The organism is Actinophytocola sp., assembly GCF_035634895.1.
Classification (GTDB): domain Bacteria; phylum Actinomycetota; class Actinomycetes; order Mycobacteriales; family Pseudonocardiaceae; genus Actinophytocola.
The window spans coordinates 47,945-66,339 of sequence record NZ_DASQCC010000004.1 but is presented as its reverse complement, the minus strand read 5'-3'; the positions used below and the strand labels follow the sequence as shown (position 1 = coordinate 66,339).

General features: G+C 70.9%; 14 protein-coding genes. 5 read left to right on the top strand and 9 right to left on the bottom strand.

What is annotated here, in order from left to right; all coding sequences use genetic code 11:
• Positions 1 to 768 (bottom strand): MaoC/PaaZ C-terminal domain-containing protein (locus VET29_RS01000; RefSeq protein ID WP_324913320.1); only part of this gene is annotated, 768 nt, incomplete at its 3' end.
• Positions 768 to 2,087: a 3-oxoacyl-ACP reductase gene (locus VET29_RS00995; protein ID WP_324913318.1), complete on the bottom strand. Its 1,320-nt coding sequence runs from the start codon at positions 2,085 to 2,087 to the stop codon at positions 768 to 770. The genes VET29_RS00995 and VET29_RS01000, both read right to left, overlap by 1 nt.
• A 92-nt stretch (positions 2,088 to 2,179) precedes the next feature.
• Here VET29_RS00995 and VET29_RS00990 point away from each other — a divergent pair, with 92 nt between their 5' ends.
• Positions 2,180 to 3,451 (top strand): acetyl-CoA C-acetyltransferase, encoded by a 1,272-nt coding sequence (locus VET29_RS00990; RefSeq protein WP_324913316.1) that lies wholly within the window; start codon positions 2,180 to 2,182, stop codon positions 3,449 to 3,451.
• Between the two features lie 36 nt (positions 3,452 to 3,487).
• On the opposite strand, the gene VET29_RS00985 is transcribed toward VET29_RS00990, so the two are convergent.
• The 3 genes from VET29_RS00985 to VET29_RS00975 all read right to left on the bottom strand — a co-directional run bounded on the left by VET29_RS00985 (position 3,488) and on the right by VET29_RS00975 (position 5,903).
• The gene (locus VET29_RS00985) at positions 3,488 to 4,048 is read right to left on the bottom strand and encodes a hypothetical protein (protein ID WP_324913314.1); all 561 of its coding nucleotides are present in this window, start codon (positions 4,046 to 4,048) and stop codon (positions 3,488 to 3,490) included.
• A 279-nt stretch (positions 4,049 to 4,327) separates the two neighbouring features.
• A complete protein-coding gene (locus VET29_RS00980; RefSeq protein WP_324913312.1) occupies positions 4,328 to 4,474 on the bottom strand; it encodes a hypothetical protein in 147 nt (48 codons plus the stop codon).
• A 232-nt stretch (positions 4,475 to 4,706) separates the two neighbouring features.
• Positions 4,707 to 5,903, bottom strand: a complete 1,197-nt coding sequence (locus tag VET29_RS00975; protein ID WP_324913310.1) for an ATP-binding protein — start codon at positions 5,901 to 5,903, stop codon at positions 4,707 to 4,709.
• 138 nt (positions 5,904 to 6,041) lie between these two features.
• Between VET29_RS00975 and VET29_RS00970 the strand changes: the two genes are divergently transcribed.
• The 4 genes from VET29_RS00970 to VET29_RS00955 are packed head-to-tail and all read left to right on the top strand — an operon-like array spanning position 6,042 to position 12,734.
• Entirely contained in the window at positions 6,042 to 10,136 is a 4,095-nt protein-coding gene (locus VET29_RS00970; protein WP_324913308.1) for an NEW3 domain-containing protein, read from the top strand.
• Positions 10,133 to 10,876 carry a peptidylprolyl isomerase gene (locus VET29_RS00965; RefSeq protein ID WP_324913306.1) on the top strand — a complete coding sequence of 248 codons (744 nt, stop codon included), beginning with the start codon at positions 10,133 to 10,135 and terminating at the stop codon, positions 10,874 to 10,876. The genes VET29_RS00970 and VET29_RS00965 overlap by 4 nt, the downstream gene beginning before the upstream one ends.
• A 7-nt stretch (positions 10,877 to 10,883) precedes the next feature.
• Positions 10,884 to 11,759 carry an ROK family protein gene (locus VET29_RS00960; protein ID WP_324913305.1) on the top strand — a complete coding sequence of 292 codons (876 nt, stop codon included), beginning with the start codon at positions 10,884 to 10,886 and terminating at the stop codon, positions 11,757 to 11,759.
• Positions 11,760 to 11,792: 33 nt separating this feature from the next.
• The gene (locus tag VET29_RS00955; RefSeq protein ID WP_324913304.1) at positions 11,793 to 12,734 is read left to right on the top strand and encodes a helix-turn-helix domain-containing GNAT family N-acetyltransferase; all 942 of its coding nucleotides are present in this window, start codon (positions 11,793 to 11,795) and stop codon (positions 12,732 to 12,734) included.
• 257 nt (positions 12,735 to 12,991) lie between these two features.
• On the opposite strand, the gene VET29_RS00950 is transcribed toward VET29_RS00955, so the two are convergent.
• The 4 genes from VET29_RS00950 to grpE all read right to left on the bottom strand — a co-directional run bounded on the left by VET29_RS00950 (position 12,992) and on the right by grpE (position 18,393).
• Positions 12,992 to 14,848, bottom strand: a complete 1,857-nt coding sequence (locus VET29_RS00950) for a phosphoenolpyruvate carboxykinase (GTP) (protein WP_324913302.1) — start codon at positions 14,846 to 14,848, stop codon at positions 12,992 to 12,994.
• 318 nt (positions 14,849 to 15,166) lie between these two features.
• Positions 15,167 to 15,943: a hypothetical protein gene (locus VET29_RS00945; RefSeq protein ID WP_324913300.1), complete on the bottom strand. Its 777-nt coding sequence runs from the start codon at positions 15,941 to 15,943 to the stop codon at positions 15,167 to 15,169.
• 96 nt (positions 15,944 to 16,039) lie between these two features.
• Complete coding sequence (locus VET29_RS00940; protein ID WP_324913298.1) at positions 16,040 to 17,878, bottom strand: dynamin family protein; 1,839 nt, start codon at positions 17,876 to 17,878, stop codon at positions 16,040 to 16,042.
• On the bottom strand, positions 17,875 to 18,393 hold the full coding sequence (grpE, locus tag VET29_RS00935) for a nucleotide exchange factor GrpE (protein WP_324913297.1): 519 nt from the start codon (positions 18,391 to 18,393) through the stop codon (positions 17,875 to 17,877). Before grpE ends, VET29_RS00940 begins: the two co-directional genes overlap by 4 nt.
• Positions 18,394 to 18,395: the final 2 nt, after the last annotated feature.

The following is an 18,395-nucleotide window of genomic DNA, read 5'->3' as shown; positions in this document are numbered from 1 at the left end:
GCCCGAGCGGTGTTCCGCCGCGGCGAACGCGACCTTCGCGGGCAGCAGTACCGGCAGCTTGAACGCCACGTCGACCGTGAACGCCGGCGGTAGGCGGCCCTCGAAGGCGGCCAGGCAGCGGGCCTTCGTCCACATGCCGTGTGCGATCGCCCTGGGGAAGCCGAACATCCTCGCCGTCAGCCGGTACAGGTGGATCGGGTTGCGGTCACCGGACACCTCGCCGTAGCGGCGCCCCGTGTCGTCGGGGACCTGCCAGATCGCGGTCGGCTTCGGTGCCTTCGTTCGCTCGGCGGGGTCCCGGTCGCCCGACCCGGCGCCGCGGCGAAGGTAGGTCGACACGTCGGTCCACACGAGCTCGCCGGCGACCAGTGCCTCGCTGACCACGTCGAACTGGCGGCCGCGGGGGTGGTCGCGAAGGTTCTCCAGGTGGACCCGCAGATCCAGCTTCTCGTTGACCCGAAGTGGGCGCTTCTGCGTGATGCGGTTCGCCACGTGTACCGAGCCCACCAGCGGGAACGGGAAGTCGCCGGCCGACATCAGCTTGATCTGCAGCGGGAAGCCGAGCACGTGCGGGTACGTCGCCGGCAGCTCGTCGGTCAGCCGGAAGCCGCACACCCGGTCGTACGCGGCCAGATGGTCACGGTCGATCGTGACACCGGGCAGCGTGTAACCCGTCGCCGGCAGCTCGCCACCCCTGTGGCGGAAGCCGGTCAGCACAGCCTTCGGGTACAGGACCTTCAGGCTCGGGGCGGTGGACAGTTCGATCATCACGCCCCCAGGAAGCTCTGGCCGCACACCCGTACGACGTTCCCGTTGACGGCCGATGACGCCGGGTTGGCGTACCAGGCGATGGTCTCCGCGACGTCCACCGGCAGGCCGCCCTGCGCGAGGCTCGACAGTCGCCTGCCGAACTCCCTGATCAGCAGCGGCACGACCGCGGTCATCTTCGTCTCGATGAACCCCGGTGCCACCGCGTTGATCGTCGCCCCGCGCTCGGCCAGAACCGGGGCGTACGCGTCGACCATGCCGATCACGCCGGCCTTGCTCGTCGCGTAGTTGGTCTGGCCGTTGTTGCCGGCGATGCCGGCTATCGACGAGACGCCGATGATCCTTCCGTTGGGCCGCAACGCATCCTCCGCCAGCAGCGCGTCGTTGATCGCCAGCTGGCTGGACAGGTTCACCGCCAGCACCGCGTCCCACGCGGCGTCCTTCATGTTCGCCAGCCGCCTGTCGCGGGTGATGCCGGCGTTGTGCACCACGATGTCCACGCCGCCGTGCCGGTCCCGCAGGTACCGGACCAGCTGTGCCGGCGCGTCGCCGGCCGTGATGTCGAGCTGGAGCGCCGCGCCCCTGACCGCGTTGGCCACCTCGGACAGTTCGGCGCCCTGCGCCGGGATGTCCAGGGCCACCACGTGTGCGCCGTCCCTCGCCAGCACCTCGGCGATCGACGCGCCGATGCCGCGGGACGCACCGGTGACCAGTGCGACCTTGCCGGCCAGTGGCCGGTCCCAGTCCCCCGGCTCGATCGGCTCGCCGCCCAGCGTGCCCACACGGATGACCTGCGCGTCCACGAACGCGGACTTCGCCGACAGCAGGAACCGCAGCGTCGACTCGACGGCGGCCTCATGGCCGGGGGCGACGTAGACCAACTGTGCCGTGGCCCCGCGCGTCAGCTCCTTCCCGACCGATCGGGTGAACCCTTCGAGGGCCCGCTGCGCGATGGCGTCGCGGCCACCGCCCCGCGGCGGCGTGCCCAGGACGACCACCCGCGCGCAGGTGCCGACCTTCCGCATGACCGGGTGGAAGAAGTCGTACAGCTCCCGCAGGCGCGCCGGCTCGTCGATGCCCGTTGCGTCGAAGACCAGGGCGCCGTACCGCTCCGCCTCGGCGACCTCGACACCCGTGGCCTTGAGCACCGACGCGACGGTGTCACCCAGCCGACCGGCGCCGCCGACCAGGGCGGGTGCGTCGAGTGCGGGCCGGTCCGGGGCGTACCGGCGCAACGGCGTCGGGTTGGGCAGGCCGAGCCTGCGCACCACCTGCCGGCCGAGGCCGGACCGGGTGAACTGCTGGTAGCGGTCGGTCATGTTGCTCCGCTTCTGCGTGTTCGGGGCCTCCTCGACGCGTAGCCTACTCGTGAGTAGGTTAGGATTGCCAGTCGGGAGGAAGGTGGTCGGGCATGGCTCGCAGGGTGGCGATCGTCGGTGGCAACCGGATCCCGTTCGCACGGTCGAACGGGCACTACGCGACGGCCTCGAACCAGGACATGTTCACCGCGGCCCTGGACGGCCTGGTGAGCCGCTTCGGCCTGCAGGACCAACGGCTCGGTGAGGTGGCCGCGGGCGCGGTGCTCAAGCACAGCCGCGACTTCAACCTGGCCAGGGAGAGCGTCCTGGGTTCGAAGCTGTCGCCCGAGACCCCCGCCTACGACGTCCAGCAGGCGTGCGGGACCGGGTTGCAGGCGGTGACCCAGGTGGCGAACAAGATCGCCCTCGGCCAGCTCGAGAGTGGCGTCGCGGGCGGCGTGGACACCACGAGCGACGCGCCGCTTGGCGTGAACGAGGACCTTCGCCGGATCTTCCTGGAGCTGAACCGGGCCAGGTCCCTCGGCGGTCGCCTTCGCGCGTTGGCCAGGATCCGCCCGACCCAGATCGTGCCGGACATCCCGCGCAACGCGGAGCCGCGCACGGGCCTGTCCATGGGTGAGCACGCGGCGATCACCACGAAGGAGTGGGACATCAGCCGCGAGGCGCAGGACGAGCTGGCGGCGTCCTCCCACCAGAAGCTCGCCGCGGCCTACGAACGGGGTTTCTTCGGTGACCTGCTGACGCCGTACCTTGGCCTGACGCGGGACGCGAACCTCCGCCCGGACTCGACGGCTGACGGGCTCGCCAAGCTGAAGCCCGTCTTCGGCGGCAAGGACGGCACGATGACCGCCGGCAACTCGACCCCGCTGACGGACGGCGCGTCGACGGTCCTGCTGGCCTCGGAGGAGTGGGCGGCGGCACGGAGCCTGCCCGTCCTGGCCTACCTGACCCACACGGAGACCGCGGCGGTCGACTACGTCCACGGCAGGGAGGGCCTGCTGATGGCCCCGGCGTACGCGGTCCCGCGGATGCTGGCCAGGGCCGGCTTGTCGTTGCAGGACTTCGACTTCTACGAGATCCACGAGGCCTTCGCGGCGCAGGTGCTCGCGACGCTGGCGGCGTGGGAGGACGTGGACTTCGCCAAGACCCGGCTGGGGCTGGACGAGCCTCCCGGCGCGATCGACCGCACCAGGCTGAACGTCAACGGCTCGTCGCTGGCGGCCGGCCACCCCTTCGCGGCGACGGGCGGGCGGATCGTGGCCACCCTGGCCAAGCTGCTGCACGAGAAGGGCGAGGGCCGCGGCCTGATCTCGATCTGCGCGGCCGGCGGCCAGGGCGTGACGGCGATCCTCGAGGCGGCATAGCGAAAGGGCCCCGCGCGGGGCCCTTTCCGCCTTGCGTCACGGGTGGTAGCGGTCGGCGATCTTGACGACCGTGCCCTCGTCGTCGAGCCAGATCATCGGCAGGTAGTGACTCGACTCGTAGAAGTAGTCCGTCGGCTCGCACGAGGTGAGGCCGACGTCGTTCGCGTCGATGTCGACGTCGCCGTACGGCTCGGTGCAGCCGGTCGGGGTCGCGAACTCGGCGCGCTGGTTCAGCGGCGCGGAGTCGACCAGACCGCCGTCGCTGGGGACGAACTCCGGTCCGGAGTCACCCAGCTTCACCTCTCCGGCCACCCAGGAGACGGTGCCGTTCTTGGACAGCGTCAGGTCGTCCGCCGCGACGACGACGGCCTTGTAGCCGACGGCCGGGGCGGACGCCTCGACCGCGTCCCAGTCGGCCTCGTCGAAGTCCGGCAGCTGGTCGGGATTGTCGACGTCCGGCTGCGTGCCGGGAAGTTCGTTGTCGTGCACCTGCTGGACATGCCCGGCCTGGCCGGCCCTGACAGGTGCCGCGGCCTGGCCGTTCGACGCACCGCAGGCGCTCATCAACACGGCGCCTGCGACAACCGTGGAAGCCACGAAGAAAAGCTGACGAACACGCATCGTATCCCCTTGAAGTCCTGTGCTTGCCCTCTGTCACACAAGGAGACGTGTCGCCCCCCGGCCCGTTGAGCCGGTGCGCCGAGTGGAGCGGAACGGGCAGTGCCGAGGAATGAAGGGGCAGGGGAGCAACCCGAGATGTTCTGCCCAAATGGAAACCCCGCAACGCTGCCAGGTCGGGGGTCCGCCAGCGCTACGGGGTCATCCGGAACATCGTGGGGGGAGCCATGGGTGTTACACGGGCTCCAAAAAAGTTTTCTAGCGGATCGAGCTCTGCTGGCGCTGCGCCATGATCAGGAGCTCGTCTCGCATGGCCGGGGTGGCGGCGTTCGTGATGGCACGGTTCACCGCCCGGCGGTTGCGGGACTCGACGCGGCGGGCGCGGAGCTTGGCGGCGATGTTCATCTTGGTTCTACAACTCCTCTTGAGGTTCCGGCTGGTTCCTCCAGCCACTGTTCATTATGCCCCTTCCAACGCATCTTGGCACCTGTTTATTCGGTGAACAGCGCCACACGCCGATGAATCATGGGTGAACCGCTCGTACCACCGGACGGCCGCGAGCAAGCGTCAGCGTGGTCGATGCAGGCGTATCCGACTGTCTAGCGTCAGAGCTAGACAGCTGGATACAGTGCGAGGATCAGTCGTCCATCGTCAGCAGGTACCGGCCGAAGTGCGGCACGGTGAACGCGATCCGGCCTCGTTCGGCCGAGAAGATCAGGCCCTTCTTGATGAGGCTGTCGCGGGCCGGCGACAGCGACGAGGGCTTGCGCGCCAGGTGCGCCGCGATGTCCGACGTCGCGGCGCCCTCGTCGGACTTGCCCTTCGTCAGCTCGGCCATCGCGCGGAGGTACTCGCGCTCGGCGGGAGTCGCGCGCTCGTAGCGGGAGCCGAAGAAGCCGACCGCCAGCTCCGCCTCGGCCTCCGGCGCCGCCACGCCGACGTCCTCCGCCGTGATCGGGTCGGACGGCGCCGCGTCCCAGGCCGCCTTGCCGTACGCCTGGATGAAGTACGGGTAGCCGCCGGCCGCGTCGAACAACGCGTCCAGCGCGTCGTCGGTGATGCTCGCCTCCTCGCGGGAGACCGGGGCGACCACCGCCTGGTCCGCGTCGGCGCGGTCGAGGCGGTCGATACGCACGTACCGGAACAGCCGCTCCGAGTACGACTTCGACGCCGACAGCACGGCCGGCAGGTGCGGCAGCCCGGCACCCACCACCACGAACGGCGCGCCGGACTGCGACAGCTCGTGGCACGCCGCACACAGCGCCGAGATGTCGTCGTCCATCACGTCCTGCATCTCGTCGATCAGGAGCGCGACCCCGGTGCCCACGTCCTGCGCCAGCTCGGCGACATCCGTGAACAGCTCGACGAGATCGATCTCGATGTCGCCGGAGTCCGCGCGGCCCTGGGTCGGCGGCACGTCGATCCCCGGCTGCCACCGGTCCCGCAGCTTCGAGTCGCTCGGGTTCGCCCGCAGTGCGAACGCCTTCAGCACGCCGAGCACCTGCTCCACCCGGTCCGGCGCACGGTGGCGCACCGCCAGGTCCCGCACCGCCCGGTGCAACGCCGCGGACAGCGGGCGCCGAAGCCCCGCGTCCGGCCGTGCCTCGATCTTGCCGGCGCCCCAGCCCCGGCGAACGGCCATGGAACGAAGCTCGCCGAGCAGCACCGTCTTGCCGACGCCACGAAGTCCGGTCAGCACCAGGCTGCGCTCGGGGCGGCCGCGCGCGACGCGTTCCAGCACGACGTCGAACGCCGCGACTTCCTTCTCCCGCCCGGCAAGCTCGGGCGGACGCTGGCCAGCGCCGGGGGCGAACGGGTTGCGCACCGGGTCCACGATCGAACCGTATCCGGCTTTCTAGCGTGAACCCGATATTGGCGCAGAAAGCCCTACGGCGTGTCGGCCGCGACAGCTCCGGACAAGATGTGCCAACCGGCCTTGTGTCATCTTGATCTAGCCACCAAGGTGCCAATCATGGGTGTTGTCGCCGTGGAGCCGACCGAACTCTTCGTCGGGTCGGTCGAGACTCCACTTCAGGTTGTCCGGGTGTCGTGGGACCCGAGCCAGGTCGCCCGGGTACACGTGGAAGGACAAGGGGTTTCGACGCCAGAGCCCGTCGAGGGCGCCGGGTACGTCGAGGTCGGCGTGGACACGCACGGCGCGGCGCCCGGCGCGACGCTCCCGGCGCGGGCGGTGGTCGGGGCCCAGCACGTGGTCGACTTCGACCTGACCGTCGCCGAGCCCGGGTGGACCATGCATCTGGTCTCCCACTTCCACTACGACCCCGTCTGGTGGAACACCCAGGCGGCCTACACCGTCGCCTGGGACGAGCTGGACTTCGCCGGCTCGCCACGCGGCGCCCGCCAGCTCGCCGGGTTCGACCTGGTCCGCGCGCACCTCGACCTCGCGCTCGCCGAGCCGGACTACCGGTTCGTGCTCGCCGAGGTCGACTACCTCAAGCCCTACTGGGACACCCACCCGCAGGACCGCGCGGTCCTGCGTCAGCTGCTCGCCGAGGGTCGCGTCGAGGTCATGGGCGGCACCTACAACGAGCCGAACACCAATCTCACCGACCCCGAGACCACTGTGCGGAACTTCGTGCACGGCATGGGTTTCCAGCGGGACGTCCTCGGCGCGGCGCCCGCGACCACCTGGCAGCTCGACGCCTTCGGGCACGACCCGGCCTTCCCGGGACTCGCCGCCGGCGCCGGGCTCACGTCCAGCTCGTGGGCCCGCGGGCCGTTCCACCAGTGGGGCCCGATGGAGAAGACGGCGGCCGGCAAGGGCGACCCGACCCGGATGCAGTTCGCCAGCGAGTTCGAGTGGATCTCGCCGTCGGGGCGCGGGTTGCTCACCTCGTACATGACGGACCACTACGGCTCCGGCTGGGCCATGGACTCCGCGCCGACGCTCGAGGCCGCCGGCGAGGCCGCGTACCGACTGTTCCTCGACCTCAAGAAGGTCAGCATCGCCAGGCACGTGCTGCTGCCGGTCGGCGGGGACTACACGCCGCCGAACAAGTGGATCACCGAGCTGCACGCGGACTGGGCGCGGCGGTACGTCTGGCCGCGGTTCGTCTGCTCGCTGCCGAAGGACTTCTTCGCCGGGGTCCGCGCGGAGCTGGCGGACCGCGGGCAGGAGCCGACCCCGCAGACCCGGGACATGAACCCGATCTACACCGGCAAGGACGTCTCCTACATCGACACGAAGCAGGCCCAGCGCGCGGCCGAGGCCGCGGTGCTGGAGGCCGAGCCGTTCGCCGCGTTCGCCACGATCCTCGCCGGCGCCGACTACCCGGACGCCGCCCTCGCCAAGGCCTGGGTGCAGCTCGCGTACGGCGCACACCACGACGGCATCACGGGCTCCGAGTCCGACCAGGTCTACCTCGACCTCGTCACCGGCTGGCGCGACGCGCACGACCTGGCGGCCGGCGTGCGGGCGAACGCGCTGGACGTGCTGTCCCGGCTGGTCACCTTGCCCGAGGGGGACGGGCGGCCGGTCGTGGTGTGGAACCCGCTCAACCACACGCGAACCGACACGGTCACCGTGCGGCTCCCGGTCGCCGGCGCGACCGTCACCGACGACACCGGCGCCGAGCTGCCGGCGCTCGTCGGCGACGGCACCGTCACGTTCCTCGCCGCGGACGTGCCACCTTTGGGGTGGCGGGTGTTCCGGGTCGCCGACGCCGCGCGGGACGACCAGGGGTGGCGCGCGATCGAGGGCGAGACCGCGGCCAGTGACCGGTTCCAGGTCTCGGTCGACCCGGCGCGCGGCGGCGGGGTGCGCAGCCTCGTCGAGCTGACGACCGGGCGCGAGCTGATCACACCGGGCGCGGTCGGCAACGAGCTGGCCGTGTACGACGAGTACGCCGCCCACCCGCGGTTCGGCGAGGGCCCGTGGCACCTGCTGCCCAAGGGGCCGGTGGTCACCTCGTCCGCGGCGCCCGCCACGGTGACCGTCGAGCGCAGTCCCGTCGGCCAGCGGATCACCGCGGCCGGCGAGGTCGGGCCGGTCCGCTACACGCAGACGATCACGTTGTGGCAGGGCGTGGACCGGGTCGACTGCGTCACGACGGTCGACGACTTCACCGGGTCCGACCAGCTGCTGCGGGTGCGCTGGCCATGCGCGGTGCCCGGGGCGCTGCCGGTCAGCGAGGTCGGGAACGCCGTGGTGGGCCGGGGTTTCGGGCTCATCGACGTGGACTCCGCGCAGCACCCGTGGACGCTGGACAACCCGGCGCACACGTGGTTCGGGCTGTCCGCGGCCGCGTCGCTGCGGCTGGCCGACGGCGCGCTGCGGCCCATCGGTGTCGCGGAGATCATCGTGCCGAGCGAAGCGGAGGCGGCGCCGCTGGCCCGGGAGCTGGCCGTCGCGCTCGCCCGGTCCGGCGTCACGGCGACGGTGAGCGGTGCGGCCGGTGCGCGGTACGGCGACCTCGGGGTGGACTCCAACCTGCCGGACATGCGGATCGCGGTCGGTGGGCCGGAGGTCAACTCGTTCACGGCGGAGGTGCTGGAACGGTCGGGAGTCGGCCGCGACGGCGTGTTCTGGGTGCCGCCGGAGAAGCCGCTCGGCGAGGTGTGGCAGCCGAGCGCGGACCTGCGGGACGCGCGAGCCCTCGGCGTGCTGGTCGTCCCGGTCGACCGCGTTCAGTCCGTTGTGGACGATCTGGCCGACCACGTGATCGAGGTGGGCTCGGGGTCTGCAGGGCAGGAGCAGTACGCGGGTTGGACGGTCGCGTTGCTGAACCGCGGCCTGCCCGGCTTCGCGGTCGACACGGCCGGGACGCTGCACGCGTCGCTGCTGCGGTCCTGCACGGGCTGGCCGTCGGGCGTGTGGATCGACCCGCCGCGGCGGACCGCGCCGGACGGATCGAACTTCCAGCTGCAGCACTGGACCCACGAGTTTCGCTACGGGATCGCGGAGGGCGACGGGGACTGGCGGGCGGCGGAGATCGCCGACAACAGCGCGGAGTTCAGCCGGCCGCTGCACGCGGTGGTGACGACGGAGGGCGGCGAGCGGGGGCTGCCGGGACGCGGGTCGCTGCTGCGGGCCGAGCCGGCGAACCGGGTGCGACTGAGCGCGGTGAAGGCGGCGGGCAACCCGCTGACGCGTGGGTCCGCGGAGCCGGCCGACCCTCGGGAGGCCCTTGCGGTGCGGGTGGTCGCGCACACCGGCACGTCCACCACGGCGACGTTGTCGTCCGACGTGGTCACGCTGTCCGTGTTCACCTCGGCGAACCTGCTGGAGGAGGCCGGCGAGCCGCTGGCCGGCATCGAGGTGGCCGGCTGCGACGCGGTCACGGTGCTCGCCGAGACCGCGCCGACATGGTCCGCTGTGGACGGTGGTCCGCTCGGGCCGGAGGCCGAGCCGGTGCAGCCGCTGTATGCCAAGTACTGGCTGCACAACCGGGGTCCGGCGCCGCTCGGCGGGTTGCCGGTGGCGGTGCACGCGACGCCCACCGACGCCGGCCTGACCGTGACGGTCGCCTCGGACGCGACCGATGTGGACCTGCACGGGTTCGTGCGGGTGGCGGCACCGGCGGGCTGGACGGTCGAGCCCGAGGAGGTGCCCTTCGGGCTGCCACCGGGTGGACACCTGGTGACCGAGGTCAGCGTGACCGCCGGCGCCGAGCCGGGGCGCTATCCCGTGCGGGTGTCCGCGGAGCTGGCCGGGGACGTGCCGGCGAGCTGGCGGCAGGTGGTCGAGGACGTGGCGGTGCTGACCGTCGGTCCGGTTCCGGCGGAGAACCTGCTCTCGCTGTCGGCCGGTCCGGAGCCGGTTCGGTTGCGGCGCGGGGAAAGCGGGCGGCTGGCGGTGCGGGTGGCTTCGGCGGCGGGCGCGCCGGTCGCACTGGAGGCGGCGGTGGTGAGCCCGTGGGGGACGTGGGACCTCGTCAGGCCGCGGACGGTCGGGGCGGAGGTGCCGGCGCATGGCGAGGTGGAGCTGGCGTTCGACGTGAACGTGCCGGCGTGGGCCGCGCCCGGGAGGTGGTGGGCGCTGGTTCGCGTGGCCGGAGCCGGGCGGTTGCTGTACTCGCCGGCGGTCTCCCTCGAGGTGACACCGTGACGGCGGTCGCCTGGGTCTCCGGGACGCCCGTCGACTCGTCCGATGTGGACGGTCGGGAGGAGGCGCTGCGGGCCGGGCCGGTGGCGCCGACGCTGCCGCGGGAGCGGACCGGCGAGGGCCGGCAGCTGCGGCGGTGGCTGGTGCAGGTGCTGGTGGCGGAACGGCTCGTGGCGGAGGAGGCACGGGGGCTGCCGCCGGGACCGCCGCTGGCCGAGATCGCGCCGGACCGCGCCGCGCTGCTGGGGCTCGGGAGCGTGGCGGCGGACCTGCTGACCCGCGATCCGTTGGCCCGCGCGGTGTTCGCGGCGGTGACGGCGGACGTGCGGGTGTCGGCGGAGGCGGTCGGACGGTGCTACGACCCGGCGCGGTACCGGGTGCCCGAGGAACGGGTCGTGCGGCACGCGATCGGCGGTGGGCCGCCGCGCCGCCGGGTGCTGCGGCGGGGCGAGCTGACCGGCCCGGTGGAGGACGCGGTGTTCGCGGCCGAGGCCGGTGACACCGTCGGGCCGGTGCGGGATCCGCTGGGCACGCACACGCTCGTGCTGGAGGAGGTGCGGCCGGCGCGGGTCCGCCCCCTGGACGAGGTGCGGGAGTCGATCACGGCGTGGTTGACGGCCGCGGCCCGGCGCAGGGCGTTCACGGCGTGGCTCGACGAGCGCATGGCGGCACGGGTAAGACTGGCACCCGGCTACGAGCACCCCGGCGACCCCGACCAGCCGGACAACACACACCGCCACTGAGGTGGGCATGAGCATGCTGGCGTTGGACATCGGCGGCACGAAGATCGCCGGTGGGGTCGTCGACCCGGATGGGCGGTTGTTGCGCCAGGCCACTCGCCCCACCGGGGACGACCCCTTCGGTTCGCTCCGCGCGGTGGTCGCCGAGTTGAAGGCCGGCGCCGTGGCCGGGGTGGGGATCGGGTGTGCCGGCCCCGTCGACCCCGTCGCCGGCACGGTCTCGCCCATCAACATCGCCGCCTGGCGGGGGTTTCCGCTGGTCGAACGGGTTCGAGAGCTGGTGAACGCACCCGTCGCCCTCGCCGGGGACGCGGTCTGCGTCGCGCTCGGGGAGCACTGGGTCGGGGCCGGACAGGGATCCAGCGCCATGCTCGGCATGGTCGTCTCCACCGGGATCGGTGGCGGGCTCGTCATCGACGGGCGGCCCTTCGGCGGGCTGTCCGGCAACGCCGGCCACGTCGGGCACGTCGTGGTCGAGCCGGACGGCGAGCCGTGCGCCTGCGGTGGGCGCGGGTGCGCCGAGACCGTGGCCAGCGGGCCGAACCTCGTGCGGTGGGCGCGGCAACGCGGTTGGGTCGGGGAGGACGCGCGTGCGCTCGCCGCCTCCGCGCACGCGGGAGATGCCGTGGCGCGCCAGGCGTTCGAGCGGTGCGGGCGGGCCGTCGGGTTGGCGATCGTCGCCACCGCGGCTGTCTGCGATCTCGACCTGGCCGTGGTCGGCGGCGGGCTTGCGCAGACCGGGGACCTGCTGTTCGAGCCCGTCCGGGCCGCGCTGGCCACGCATGCCCGGTTGTCGTACCTGCGGGGGCTGCGGGTCGAGCCGGTGAAGCTCGGGACCACCGCTGGGTTGTATGGCGCCGCCGCCCTGGCATATTCTTTGACCTAGTCAATGAATTGTTTCACGGGAAACGGGATCTTCATGGCCACCGACGTCAGCGCTGACCGGATCGCGGCAGTAAGAGCGTTCAATCGCAGCTACACCAAGTTCCTCGACGCACTCAACGAACATCATCTACATACGCCATTTTCATTGACTGAGGCAAGAGTTCTGTACGAGCTGGGCCAGCGGGACGAGACCGAGGTGGCCGCGCTGCGGCAGGCGTGCGGGCTGGACGCGGGCTATCTGAGCCGTCTGCTCAGCCGGTTCGAGGAGCACGGCCTGGTGCGCCGGGACCGTTCCGGCGCCGACGCCCGACGCCAGATCATCCGGTTGACCGGCAAGGGCCACGACGCCTTCCGCGTGCTCGACACCAGGACGGTCGACCACATCCGCACGCTGCTCGCCGACCTCAGCGACGACGAACAGGTCCGCCTCGTCGATGCCATGGACATGATCCGCAGGCGCATCGACCGGCCCGCCGGCCGACCCGACGTCACCCTCCGCCCGCCCGCGCCCGGTGACTTCGGTTGGGTCGTCGAGCGGAACGGCGCGCTCTACGCCGCGGAGCACGGGTTCGACTCGTCCTACGAGGCACTCGTGGCGCGGATCGTCGCCGGCTACCTCGACAAGCACGACCCCGGGACCGAGCGGGCCTGGGTCGCGGAGCTGCGGGGTGAGCGGGTCGGCGCCGTCGTCTGCGTGCGCAAGGACGACACCACCGCCAAACTGCGGTTGCTGCACGTCGAGCCGAGCGCGCGCGGCGCGGGGGTCGGCACCGCCCTCGTCGACGAGTGCGTCGGGTTCGCCCGGTCGGCCGGCTACCACGCGATGGAACTCTGGACCGTCTCGATACTGGCGCCGGCGCGGCGGATCTACCAGCGGGCCGGCTTCGAGCTGGTCGAGGAGGACACCGCGATGCGCTTCGGCCTGTCTCTGACCGGCCAGACCTGGCGACTCGATCTTCGCGGGCGAAGGTCATAGGTCTGACCTGTTTCACCTGATAGTGGCCATGATCGCTACCCTTGGTGGCACCGGCCTCTGTGGACAAACTGAGTGTCCAGTGGGTGACTTCTAGGTGTCATCCGGATGTCTCTACCGTCTGGGCAGGTCAGAGGCTGGGGGCCGAATCAACAGGCTGTGCACAGGTTTGTCCACAGGCTGTGGACAAACAATGGGGACCACCTGACCCGGTGGTCCCCATTGTGTCGACGGCTCTACTCAGGGCCGTACTCGGAGCTTCATTCGGTGGCCAACCGCGTCCTCAGCGCGTCCAGCTCGGCGCGCAGCAGCGAGGGCAGCTTGGGGCCGATCTTGTCGAACCACTCCTCGATCATCGGGATCTCCGCGCGCCACTCGTCCGCGTCGAAGCGCAGCGCCGCCTCGATGTCCTCCTTCGACACGTCCAGACCGGAAAGGTCCAGGTCGGCGACGGTCGGGACGTAGCCAACCGGCGTCTCCTGCGCGGCGGCCTTGCCCTCGATGCGCTCCACGGCCCACTTCAGGATCCGCGAGTTCTCACCGAAGCCCGGCCACAGGAACTTCCCCGGGTGCGGGTGTCCCGCATCAGACACTGTGTCGCCGCGCCGGAACCAGTTCACGTAGAAGATCTTCGGCAGCTTCGCCGCGTCCGCCCGCTTGCCGGTGTCGATCCAGTGCTGGAAGTAGTCACCCGCGTGGTAGCCGATGAACGGCAGCATCGCCATCGGGTCGCGGCGCACCACGCCGACCTTGCCCTTCGCGGCGGCCGTGGTCTCCGACGACAGGGTGGCGCCCATGAACGTGCCGTGCATCCAGTCCCGCGACTCCGCGACCAGCGGGATCGTGTCCGCGCGGCGGCCGCCGAAGAAGATCGCCGAGATCGGCACGCCCTTCGGGTCGTCCCACTCCGGCGCCAGGATCGGGCACTGCGCCATCGGCGTGCAGTACCGCGAGTTCGGGTGCGAGGACGGCTCGTCAGAAGCGGGCGTCCAGTCCCGCTTCTTCCACGAGGTCAGGTGCGCGGGCGGCTCGCCCATGCCCTCCCACCAGATGTCGCCCTCGTCGGTCAGGGCGACGTTGGTGAAGATCGAGTTGCCCTTCTCGATCGTGCGCATCGCGTTCGGGTTGGTGTGGTAGTCGGTGCCGGGCGCGACGCCGAAGAAGCCGGCCTCCGGGTTCACCGCGTACAGCCGGCCGTCGTCGCCGAACCGCATCCACGCGATGTCGTCGCCGAGCGTCTCGACCCGCCAGCCCGGAATGGTCGGCTCCAGCATCGCCAGGTTCGTCTTGCCGCAGGCACTCGGGAACGCCGCCGCGACGTAGTAGACCTTGTTCTCCGGCGAGATCAGCTTGAGGATCAGCATGTGCTCGGCGAGCCAGCCCTCGTCGCGGCCCTGCACCGAGGCGATCCGCAGCGAGTAGCACTTCTTGCCGAGCAGGGCGTTGCCGCCGTAACCCGAGCCGTAGCTCCAGATCTCGCGGGTCTCGGGGAACTGCGAGATGTACTTCTCCTCGTTGCACGGCCACGGCACGTCGTCCTGGCCGGGATCGAGCGGCGCGCCGACGGAGTGCAGGGCGGGCACGAAGTCGCGCTCGGTGCCGTCCGGCGCGATGAACTGCTCCAGCGCCCTGGTCCCCATGCGGGTCATGATCTTCATGGAGACCACGACGTACGCCGAGTCGGTGATCTGTAGGCCGAGCATCGGCTTCTCGGCGGTCAGGGGGCCCATGCAGAACGGGATGACGTACATCGTGCGGCCACGCATCGAGCGGTGGTACAGCTCGGTCATGGTCGACTTCATCTCGGCCGGGTCCATCCAGTTGTTGGTGGGACCGGCGTCGTCGGGGTCGACCGAGCAGATGAAGGTGCGCTGCTCGACGCGCGCGACATCGTCGGGGTCGGAGGCGGCCCAGAACGAGTTGGGCTTCTTCGCAAGGCGGGTGAAGGTTCCGGCTTCGACGAGCTGGTCGGTGAGGCGTTGCCACTCCTCGTCCGAGCCGTCGACCCAGACGACCTCGTCCGGGGTGGTCAGCTCCGCCACCTCCTGTACCCAGGAAAGAAGGCGTCCGTGCGTTGTAGGTGCGTGATCAACACCTGGGATTGCCACTGCCGTCATCTCTCGCTTCATCTCCTGACTTGGCTCGCCGCCGAATGACCAAGGACGTCGGTGTCCGAAAGCCGGACGTCGACGTCCTTCGTTCATGAACGGCGAAGCACCCGTCCGGAACTCGGACGGGACCTCGCATGGGGATGTTGTTGAGAGTAACCGCGTGGCCTACGGGTAAACGAGATCTGACGTGTCGGCTGGGCCACAAGACCGATTTAGGTATCGATTCAGCACCCAGAAGTACGAGTGGTCTAGGACACAAAAAAGATCCCGGCAGGTAAGGCGCCCTGCCGGGATCGTTCAGTACGAGTTAAGTGCGAGAGTGGTTCAGCCCTGGGACCAGGCCGCGTCGGAGGAGGAAGACGAGCTGTCCGGGGTGTAGTTGCCCTGCTCGTCGATGTGCCCGGTCTCCTCGGTCGTCCACTCGTCGTCGCCGGTGTGCGCGGCCACCGTCACGTCGCCGTCCGCCTCGATGACGACGGCCTCGTCGGCCTGCCCGTCGCCGTCGGTGTCGGTGAAGGCGTAGGTCGTGCCGTCGGTGTCCGTCACGACGGCCGTGTCGTTGGTGCCGTCGCCGTCGGTGTCGTACGTGGCCGGACCCGCGTCCACGTCCTCGGCACCCTCGACGTCGACGGTGATGTCCTCGCCGCCGGAGGACGTGCCGGTCGTGTCCGTGGTGTCGGTGGTGTCGGTCGAGTCGTCGGTGCTGTCGTCGCTGCTGCCCGTCGCGCCGTCGTCCGTGCCGTCGCCCCCGACCGGCTCCGGAAGGTTCTCGACATCCGTCTGCTCCCACTCGCCGGACGACTCGTCGTACTCGGCAGCGGCGACCGGGTTGCCGTCCTCGTCGTACTCCACGGCGATGTCGGCGGTGCCGTCACCGTCGGAGTCCTCGAAGCCCAGGTACCCGCCCTCGGTCTCCACCACGGCGGTGTCGTTGGCCCCGTCACCGTCCATGTCGTAGTTCTCTTCGGCGGTGTAGGTCTCGCCGTCGACCTCGACCTCCATCTCGTCGTGGTGCGACGAGTCGGTCGAGCCGTCGTCACCGTAGGTGTCGTCGGTCGTGTCGGTGGTGGTGTCGGTCGGGTCGTCACTGTCGACGTACACGGGTTGCCCCCTTGGTTGTGCTTCCGAGCTGATGTTCTGTTGCGGCATGTATGACTGACGGTAGGCCTGGTCGGTTCCCTCATCCAGACGGGAGTTTCACGCCCGGTCGCGCACCGACCTGATGCTGGCCAGCAGCTTCTCGGCCCGCTCCCGGCCGCCGGTGACGTCGGCCAGACGCTTGTCCACCGCGGCGAGGCGCTTCGTGCGTTCGGCGGTGTCCAGGCGCAGTGCCTTGTCTACCTCACGTAGCTCTTCTTCGATACCCGCGATTCGCTTGCCGAGCGCCTCGTCCAGCGACAGGGACAGCTGCTGCTCCGCCTCGATGAGCTGCTCGGCCAGCAGCTGGTCCACTGTGGAACGGGCGTCGGCGATGGCCTCGCCGAGCCACTGCTTCATGTGCTGCTTGTCCGCCGAGTGCTTGCGGGTCTTGGCCAGCCACCAGCCGGCGCCGAGCGCGATGGCGATGGTCGGCACGAGCAGCACCGGCGCGATGACGAGGCCGGCCAGCGGCGCGACCGCCAGCTTGCCGGCACTGAACCCGCCGGTGACGCCCATGAAGACGAGCAGCTTGTCCTCGGTGGTCGGTGGCCGCTTGTCCGCGCCACGCACGATGATCGGCGACCCGGCCCGCGCGAACTGCGCGCGGATCATGGTGAGCTCCTCCGGCGTGAACAGCTCGCCGAGGACGATCTCGGCCACCTGGTTCAGCCGGAAGGCGACGCCCTGGCTGATCCGGCCCGACACCATCTGCAGCGCGGCGTCCACCTGGGGCGGCAGCTCACGCAGCTTGTCCCGGTCGGCGGCGTCGATGGCCTGGCGGAACCACGACTGCACGTCGCGCATCTGCCGGCCGACCTCGTGGTTGTTCTCCAGCCGGGTGCGCTGGATCTCGGTGCGCATGCGCACCTGCCAGCCCTTGGTCGACGACCGGCGCTCGCTCGTCAGCTCGTCCTTGCGGGCACGGAGCTTCTCGGCCTCGTCCTCACCGGTGGACAGTGCCCGCTTCTCCGCCTCGAGCCGGATCTGCAGCTCGACGAGCGCGGTCGCCAACGCCCGCATGGTGTTGGCCTCGCCGAGCATCGCCGAGCGGCCGGCGAGCAGGCTCGTCAGCGCGGTCCGCACCTCGTCGACCCCGGACCGCTCGCGCAGCATGGCCGCGGCATCCGGGGTGGGCGCCTTGGCGGCCATCTCGTACATGCGTGCCGACACCGGGTGGAACGTGGCCTGCGCGAAGCGCGGCGCATGCTCGGCGAGCAGGGCCTGGTTCGCTTCGAGGACCTGCCGCCAGCCGCGGTACTGGTCGACCTTGGACAGCGCGAACACGACGGTCTCGACGCTCTCGCCGACCGTGGCGAGGAAGTTCAGCTCACCGGTGGTGAACGGCGCGGAGGCGTCCACGACGAACAGCAGCGCGGTCGCGGACTCGGCGGCCTCCTTGGCCAGCTCGCCGTGCATCGAGTCGAGGCCGCCGACGCCCGGGGTGTCCACGATGGACACCTTGTCCAGGAAGTCGGCCGGCCCGTCGATCTCGACGTACCGCGGCGGCAGGTGGCCGGTGGGCAGCTCGTGCGCGGCGGAGACCCAGTTGATCAGCTCGGCCAGCTCGATCGGGATGGGCGCGAGCTGGCCCGGGTAGCAGGCGCGGGCCCCCCACTCCTCGGCGTGGCCGAAGACGAGGTAGGTCGCGGTGGCCACCTCGGCGTCCACCGGGGACAGTCCCGGCTGGCCGATGAGCGCGTTGACGAGCGAGCTCTTGCCTCGGTTGGTCTCGCCGACGACGACGGCGGAGGGCTTGCCCCTGCGCTTGGCACGCACCTCGTCGACCCAGCGGGCCGAGTCGGGGTTGACGTCCTTCAGCAGGGTCAGCAGCTTCTCCCGGGTCGCCTTCACCTGCTGGGGCAGGGACGGCTTCTGCTGCGCCGCCGGCGCGGTCACGACGAACCCTTGCTGTAGACCGTCACGATCGGGACGCGGAGCACCTCGCCGCGGTCGTTGAAGCCCACGACCTCGGTCTCGGCGACGACGCCGTCCAGGTTCTCGTCGGTGGTGGCGACCGTGCCGCCGGCCTCGTGGAGCGCGGGGTCGAAGCGGGCGCCGTCGGGGCGGATCGCCGCCACACCGACACCGGCCAGGCCCTCCTCGAGACGCTCGACGACGCCCGGGCTCTTGGCGCGGTCCAACGCGTACAGGCACAGCTGCACCAGCGACCGCCGCTCGGCCATGGCCTGGTCGAGGACAACCGCCTCGACGGTCGGCGGGACCGCGTCCGGCTCGGCGAAGTCACCACCGGACACCAGGCCGTCCGCGGCGATCCCGGCCTGCGGGCCGACCTGCTGGTGCGGCGGCGGCTGCTCCGCAGCACGGACCGCGTCGGCGATCACCCTGGCCTTCACCTCGATGGTCGACTCGTCCGGGTCCCCGGCGTCCTTGCGCTTGAACCACGATGCCATGT

Bases quoted from the DNA above. Each gene is read 5' to 3' on its own strand.
- VET29_RS00980 (WP_324913312.1), bottom strand. From the start codon at position 4,474: ATGAACATCGCCGCCAAGCTCCGCGCCCGCCGCGTCGAGTCCCGCAAC.
- VET29_RS00990 (WP_324913316.1), top strand. From the start codon at position 2,180: ATGGCTCGCAGGGTGGCGATCGTCGGTGGCAACCGGATCCCGTTCGCA.
- VET29_RS00950 (WP_324913302.1), bottom strand. From the start codon at position 14,848: ATGACGGCAGTGGCAATCCCAGGTGTTGATCACGCACCTACAACGCAC.
- grpE (WP_324913297.1), bottom strand. From the start codon at position 18,393: ATGGCATCGTGGTTCAAGCGCAAGGACGCCGGGGACCCGGACGAGTCG.
- VET29_RS00995 (WP_324913318.1), bottom strand. From the start codon at position 2,087: ATGACCGACCGCTACCAGCAGTTCACCCGGTCCGGCCTCGGCCGGCAG.
- VET29_RS00960 (WP_324913305.1), top strand. From the start codon at position 10,884: ATGAGCATGCTGGCGTTGGACATCGGCGGCACGAAGATCGCCGGTGGG.
- VET29_RS00970 (WP_324913308.1), top strand. From the start codon at position 6,042: ATGGGTGTTGTCGCCGTGGAGCCGACCGAACTCTTCGTCGGGTCGGTC.
- VET29_RS00955 (WP_324913304.1), top strand. From the start codon at position 11,793: ATGGCCACCGACGTCAGCGCTGACCGGATCGCGGCAGTAAGAGCGTTC.